The sequence below is a fragment of the Microvirga aerilata genome (assembly GCF_016743775.1).
GTDB lineage: Bacteria > Pseudomonadota > Alphaproteobacteria > Rhizobiales > Beijerinckiaceae > Microvirga > Microvirga aerilata.
Genome location: NZ_JAEQMY010000162.1, coordinates 1 through 6,746, shown reverse-complemented (window position 1 = coordinate 6,746; position 6,746 = coordinate 1). Strand labels below are relative to the sequence as shown.

At 57.8% G+C, this 6,746-nt stretch carries 7 protein-coding genes; 3 read left to right on the top strand and 4 right to left on the bottom strand.

Annotation, left to right across the window (positions count from 1 at the left end; genetic code table 11):
* Positions 1 to 359, bottom strand: a 359-nt coding sequence (locus JKG68_RS34635) for an alpha/beta fold hydrolase (RefSeq protein WP_202065988.1), incomplete at its 3' end; no start/stop codon positions are given.
* A 929-nt stretch (positions 360 to 1,288) separates the two neighbouring features.
* On the opposite strand from JKG68_RS34635, the gene JKG68_RS30370 reads away from it, so the two are divergent.
* On the top strand, positions 1,289 to 1,816 hold the full coding sequence (locus JKG68_RS30370) for an antitoxin Xre/MbcA/ParS toxin-binding domain-containing protein (protein WP_376773243.1): 528 nt from the start codon (positions 1,289 to 1,291) through the stop codon (positions 1,814 to 1,816).
* Complete coding sequence (locus JKG68_RS30365; protein WP_202065984.1) at positions 1,813 to 2,487, top strand: RES family NAD+ phosphorylase; 675 nt, start codon at positions 1,813 to 1,815, stop codon at positions 2,485 to 2,487. Before JKG68_RS30370 ends, JKG68_RS30365 begins: the two co-directional genes overlap by 4 nt.
* 52 nt (positions 2,488 to 2,539) lie before the next feature.
* Here JKG68_RS30365 and JKG68_RS30360 read toward each other — a convergent pair whose 3' ends face one another.
* Together JKG68_RS30360 and JKG68_RS30355 are read right to left on the bottom strand one after the other, a co-directional pair.
* A complete protein-coding gene (locus tag JKG68_RS30360) occupies positions 2,540 to 3,544 on the bottom strand; it encodes a PAN/Apple domain-containing protein (RefSeq protein WP_202065982.1) in 1,005 nt (334 codons plus the stop codon).
* Entirely contained in the window at positions 3,528 to 5,126 is a 1,599-nt protein-coding gene (locus JKG68_RS30355) for a coiled-coil domain-containing protein (RefSeq protein ID WP_202065980.1), read from the bottom strand. Before JKG68_RS30355 ends, JKG68_RS30360 begins: the two co-directional genes overlap by 17 nt.
* A 357-nt stretch (positions 5,127 to 5,483) precedes the next feature.
* On the opposite strand from JKG68_RS30355, the gene JKG68_RS30350 reads away from it, so the two are divergent.
* A complete protein-coding gene (locus tag JKG68_RS30350; RefSeq protein ID WP_202065978.1) occupies positions 5,484 to 5,942 on the top strand; it encodes a translation initiation factor 2 in 459 nt (152 codons plus the stop codon).
* A 182-nt stretch (positions 5,943 to 6,124) separates the two neighbouring features.
* Here the strand turns inward: JKG68_RS30350 and JKG68_RS30345 are convergent, their stop codons facing one another.
* Entirely contained in the window at positions 6,125 to 6,484 is a 360-nt protein-coding gene (locus tag JKG68_RS30345; RefSeq protein ID WP_202065975.1) for a DUF3572 domain-containing protein, read from the bottom strand.
* Positions 6,485 to 6,746: the final 262 nt, after the last annotated feature.

Sequence of the window (6,746 nt, the reverse complement as noted above, 5' to 3'; positions counted from 1 at the left end):
CCCACCACAATCGCCTGTTCGATGGTAAGCGCGTCCAGCAACTGGACGGCATCCTTGGCAAAATCATCGGGCGTATAGCCCTCAGCCGGCTGGTCGGAACTGCCATGGCCACGCTGGTCCGGAACGATTGCACGTAGATCTCGTGGAAGGAGAGGGAGAATGCGGCTGAAGGAAAACCAGGAGTCGGTGTAGCCATGCAGCATCAACACAGCCGGGCCGTCCCTAGCCCCCTGCTCGGCAACATGCAGGCACAGGCCGGAAGGAAGCCGAAGCTGCGTGAAGCGAAGGTCATCCAACATGACCCTATGATATCGCAGATGGCCGAGGCCAGGCAACGGCGGCATTGCCTTGAAGGCCACTGTTGGCGTCGCCAGCAGGGTGCAAGGCGATCCGGAATGAAACGATGTCTAGTGTGCTTGGACCAGTGCAAGGCCACAAGCCAAGCGAGCAAGGCATTCACTGCGGGTGCGCACCGCGCCTTCCTCTGCTCAGCGCTTGCTCTCACCAGGTGCAGCCTCCGCCTGTGCTGTGCTGACGCGACGTGCCGGCGCCTGTGGCGGAGTGGGTGGTTTGCGCGCAATCAAGCCGGCCTGAGGAGCCACGGTCTGCGGCTGACGACCTGCAGATGAGACAGCTTGAGACGAAGGGCGAGCCATGACTGGCTTGGGCTGAACCGGGACCTTCTCTTGGGCCAGGCGAGCCATCTCTTTCTGGGCAAAACCGGACGCCAGGCTGAGACCTGGGACCTCAGTCGCTGGACTTTGGGCTTTGTCCCGTTCGGGCAATATCGTCCTCTGACCTGCTGGAACTTCGGCAGCCGGTGCCGATGACTGACGCTCAGGCTCCACAATCAACCCACGTGATCCGGAAAGCAGGCCCCATCCCACGACAGCGCTCAATCCCAGGACCACCGCGGCGGCTTGGTACCGGCGCGGGAGAGTTCGCGTGAAGGACTGAAACATCGAAGCTCCTGGAACAGTAAGGCCATAGGGGGAGGGCAACCATTTGGATCAGAATGACGGCTGATAGCGCTTACGAGACTGGCGTCTGTGTATCAGGATAGCTCCATCTTGGTAGCTGAACCATTAAGATACGATGCCGCGATAGATCCGCTGATGCGGCAAGCTCCTTGAGGTCAAACTTCCTGGTGCCGCAGACTTCTTGTTAAAACTCATACTGTTCGTAATCTTATATCGAGTAATTTCTCCCCTAAAGCGAACCTAGTTGAGGCAATTGCGTTTTATCTCTATCGGGATATAATCCATATTCGGACACAGAAGATATGATCATGGCACAGCCTCTCAAGCAACAAGCGGCCGCTGCACCACAGGGCCTCCCTCACCTGGAGCAGACCCGCTTCGAGCCCACAAACCGGAGGCGGCTGAGCGCTCCCGGAATGCGCACCTTCCTGGCCATTGCTGATCTATGGGGATTGACCGAGCAGGAACGCCTCCGGATCCTCGGGTATCCGCCTCGCTCAACCTATCACAAGTGGGCCAAACAGGCTCGTGAACATGCAGAGTTCACCCTCGACGCCGATGTTCTGACCCGGATCTCAGCAGTCCTTGGCATCTATCAGGCTCTGCGGGTTCTTTTCGCGACGGAACAGGAGGGCTTGTCGTGGCTTCGCGGGCCCCACCAGGCCACGGCATTCGGAGGTCATCCGCCGATCGATCTCATGACTGATGGCACCCAGGACAGCCTCCTGACAGTGCGGCGCTTCCTCGATGCGGCCCGGGGCGGCCTCTACATGGAACCCAATGCGGCAGATCAAGACTTTGCCCCCTATGACGAGACAGAGATCCACTTTTCGTGACCAACACCTATTCCGAAGCGCCCTTCCCGACTTATCGCCTGATCCCGTCCCAGTTTCCGCCCATTGGCCTGTTCGACACTGTGGCCACCGCCGCCGATCTCTCCGCGGTCATGGAGCTTGTTGGGTGGACCAATGACCGGCTGGTGGCCAGTCGCATTGCGCGCCTTCCGCAACAGGAATGGGTTTACGGCCGACCGAACGCCAGCATTGTGATGGCAGCGTTCCTGCACGTCAGTCCCACAGGAATGCGGTTCAACTCACCTGAGCTCGGAGCTTGGTATGCCGCTGGGGAGATCGAAACGTCGGCAGCCGAGGTCGGGCATCACCTCCGACGTGAGGCTGTGGCACGGAACGTGCCGGAACTAACACGGGTCTATCGCAGCTATTCAGCGCGGCTGAGTGGCCTCTATCTGGATATTCGCGGCCAACAGGCCGAGCGCTCTGATGTTTATGCATCTGATCGCTATGAGGCCTCGCAGCAATTCGGAGAAGTGGTCCGCCGTGCCGGTGAGGCTGGCATCCTCTATGATAGTCTGCGGCGCCGTGGAGGAACCAACATCGTGGCGCATCGCCCCACCAACATTCTTGAAATCACCCAGGTTGATCACTTCGAGATCCGCGTCCCGGCTGTTGGACGTCAAATTGATGTGCGTAAACTCACTGCCGCTTAGAAGTAGAACTCGCTAGACCGGAGTTCTGTTCTTTGATCAGCACTGATCCGGTCTAGCGCCACTGCCCGGCAGCATTACCGGCGGTCGGCGCGGTCTTCTTCATACCGGAGAAAGCACCAATAAACCGCTGACCTTCGCCTACACGGTCCTTGAGAAAGCACCACCGGGCAGTCTTGTTGTAGGTATACGCCCTGCATTGAGCCTCTGATTGACACAGCGACGTACAAAGCTCCAATGGCACCTCCTTCTCAACCCGATAATCGCCACCCGGAATATCAAATTCGTCGGCTGCGACGAACTCCTGTTGTGGAAGGGGTTGCGATACAGAGGGAGCCGGCAATCGAGGCTGTGACACAGGTGGGAGAGGTTTCGGCCCTTTCACGCTCGGCGGAACCTGAAGGTCTGAAACGCTGAACTCCCGGTCAGCCCAGGGGCATTTCGAGGCAAGGGTCAAGACGTCGTTGATGTCCAACTCCGCATGCTGCATCGTCGCCAAGTTGGCAGTTGGTGCTATCGGTTGAGCGGCCGGGGTCAATCGGCTTGCCAATTCGACCTTCACCTCGACGCCATTGACATCGGTCAAGGTGTAGCACCAAGCCCTCTTCCATGAGGTATCGGCTTCGTTGTCGAAGTGATGGCCTACGCTGACAGTCCAGTTCCTCCCCAAAAGCTCAACCTGACGATTGGCGAATTTGGTAAAGTTCGTCGTGACGATGTCGGGTTGTGACGGCGGCTGGCCCGGTTTAGGCGCATGGATATCCTGCGCACCCAGAGCCACCTTCGGCAGTTGTGGTGTCGGATCAGGCCGAACCTGAGCCTCGATCTGAGGCTCTGGACTAGCAAGCGTCAGATCACGGTCGAGGGCAAACTTGATCCCGAGGCCAAGACCAATCGCCACTAATGCGATGGCAGCTCCAGTGGCAATCCGCCGGATAGCAACGGCCTTGTTGGTTTTCTCGAGCGCTTCCGCCTGGGCCTGCAGGGTCGGGATTGAAGCACGGAGCAGAACCTGCTCGATAGCCTTCTCGAGCAGTGAAGTGTCATGCCGCACTTGCATTGGGAACGCCCTTGAAGTTTACCCGCACCAAGTCCGCAATGTCAGTTGGGAGATCCTGCTGAAGAGATCTGCGAACAGCCTCCGGATCGTCGGTTAGGATCGGAATGTAGAGAACCTCCTTGATGATCTTCTCGACAGGAACCTCGACGCGCTTCTCCACTTCCTTCTCGATGGTGACTTCAACCGGCACCTGAACCTTGCGCGTTCGCTTGAAACGCCACCGGATGAGCCAACGACGCAGATAGTCGGAGAGCGTTCGGGTTCCTTTCGTCTCCCGGACCTCTGCCGATCGCTGCAGGCCCAGAGCCACGATAGCCGTCAGAGGACCCGCAAAGGCTGCTAAAGCACCAAGTGACCCGAACCAAACAACCGAGATGAAGCCAGCCTCCTCCACACTCACGGCTTCCGGGTTTTTGCCGTAGAACCTTCCTGCCAGACGCCGGATCTGATCATTACGGGATGTGACGACGCGCTCCTTCTCAAGAACAGTGAGTTCATTCTGCAGTTGGGAGACCTTCGTCCGAAGGCGGTCGGCTTGAGCGCCGTTTTGGGCCGCTTTCTGCTGGGCATCTTGCAGCTGGGAGAGGGTCCGATTGCGACGGTCTTGCCATGCTTGCCGAAGATCTCGCAATTCCTGCTCGAGTAAGTTCTGACGTTCCACAAGGCGACTACGGGCTAGTTTCTCACCTTCAGTCTCGCTGTTTTCCAACGCGGTCTGCTGCTCTCGCAGACCACGCAGGTCCCCTTGGAGCCTTTGCTCTTCTATATTAAAACGTTCTCGGATCGCCGGAAGGGGATTTCTCAGTCGTGCCAGTTCCTCTTCCAACCGACGGACGGTCGCCAGATCACTCTTTTCGCGTGCCGCTTCGATGCGTTTGGTAAAGCTGTCTCTTTGTCGCTCAAACGGCTCGAGCTGAACGCGGATCTCGCTATCCCGTCGCTCCATGAGCTGTTTGAACTCCGCGTCCTTCGCCGCAATCTGTCGGGCAAGCGATGCGTAGGGCGGGTTCTGCATCTTCAGGTTTTCAACCTGGCTTTGGAGCTGCTGAATTTCCCCCTGTTTCCGCTGGACTTCGGAAGCCTCCATCTCGTTGAGTCTATCGACCTCCGCTTTGACGTCGGCGACGTGGCTTGCAGCCGCAAGGCTGGCCAGTGACTTATCGGTATTCTGAAGGTCGATTTGAGCCGCATGCTTGCGGGATTGAATCTCTTCGTACTGGATCTGCCGTTGAGTAGACGCACGCTCCAGACCCAGAAATACGGTTTCGAACGTGATGAGTGCCAGAAGGCACAGAGCAATCGCAAGGAACGGCTTCCAGATCCATCTGACTGAAAACAGCAGGGTCGCAATCGGGATTTTGGTCAATTCCGCCAGAGCGACCATGAAGAATGGGGCGCTCGCCAAGGCTAGATCCAGGCCACTGACCGACAATTCGGTACTGAGGCTGGCGCTATAAGCCTGATAGCCGAGGGCAATACCCGTCGCCAATCCGATGGAGGCAGCAACGATCTCAAGCGCCCACGCCACGCGGTAGGTCCACTGACCATAAACCGCCAGTTTCGCATTAAACGCCGATACCATTCATGCCCCCATCCCGAACGGAAATTTCACCATCCGGAAAAAGCTTAGCCATTTCAAGGGAGCCTAACCGAACTCTGAAGGTTAGTTGGGGACTCATTGGTATCAGGGTTAAGCGGGTGGTCTGGATAACTCCTCCTGCCCGCGCGGAATGCGGAGGGTCAGGACAGGATGCCACCTCCGCCTGCGTGGGTATGCTGCAAGCGTAGAGCTACGTGTAACCTTGAAAGCACAGTCTTTCTGCAAGAGATTGGGCCCTTAGGAATGTTGTTGTCCGACGAATACCCTCCGCTTTAGCTTCGAATGTGAGCTCTTGAACAGCGCCTTGTGCTGAAGCAAGAGCCATCATTTGGGGGCATTATGCGCATTTCTCTCCTCGCACTGATCGCGGGTACCCTGTCGTTGGGCGCCTGCGCAACGGTTACCCGTGGCACAACCGAACAAATTACCTTCGACTCCGAACCGCCGGCTGCCATGCGGACGTCAACAGGCCTGACCTGCCCGACGACGCCCTGCACTCTTCAAGTCGACCGGAAGTCGGAGTTCGTCGCAACCTTTTCCAAAGAAGGTTACGCGAGCCAAGACGTGGCGGTCCAGACGCGGGTCGCGGGCGGTGGGGCGGCAGGCTTTGCTGGTAACGTTCTCGTCGGTGGCATCATAGGGATGGGCGTTGATGCTGCGACGGGTTCGACCTTGGAGCACTATCCCAACCCAGTCACCGCCAGTCTCGCCCCGCTTGCCGTTTCTTCGCGCTATCGGAGCCGCAAGCCGGCCACTCAACGCGGACCGGTCAAGGAAGCTTCTCCACCGACATCCTGACCTTCAAGGATTTCTGCGAAAGAGAGACACAGCTGCACAGTGAGGTTTTTGCTTCTGTTGAGCCGAAACTGTCAATGGGCCTGAGCATTACCGCGATTGGAAGCCAGTAACTTAAGTCTGGCTCTCCGGAGTGGGAGGCATCCTCATCAACCTGGCAACAGCGGGTGGGGAGGCTTCTCCCTTTAGTGGAACAGGTTACGCCTCGGCAGTTGAGGGGACGCATCAGCCTTCTTATCAGACGGCTTGACCTCAGGCTCTGGCGATAGATGCACGATAGCCAGCAGAATCGTGGCTGGCCGGATCTTCAGCTCCTGATCAATCGCCTTCAGCAACTCGTCGTCCTTCGCTACGTACTCGAGCACGCCCAGCAGGAAATGCGAGGATGTGGCTGACGCGCGGATTGTTTCGGGCTGGAGGCCAGTAAGGTTCAGGAACTGGATGGTCCGATCAACGTCCGCTACGATGAAGTTCAGCACTTGGATTGCGACACTCTCGGCATCGCTCCGGCCGGCAATATTCCTGCCCTGGAATGTCTCAGTCATATAAGCCTCCGCCGACTCCGGCATCTGCCAGTACCTTGATATACAATGCTGACGATCGCGGCACAGGCATCCTGGAGTTTCACTTCTACCGCGTGCTTGGCAACCATTCCGGCCCTGCCAGACGCCTCCTTTACGCGGTAAGGGGCATCACGACCACTTATTGATCTTCACGCGACAGGTGTAACGTAGTCGGCCCTGAACAATGCCGTTTGATCAGGCGGCGATTGGCTTCCAGGGATCGTTGGGCTTATCCGATTGCGCG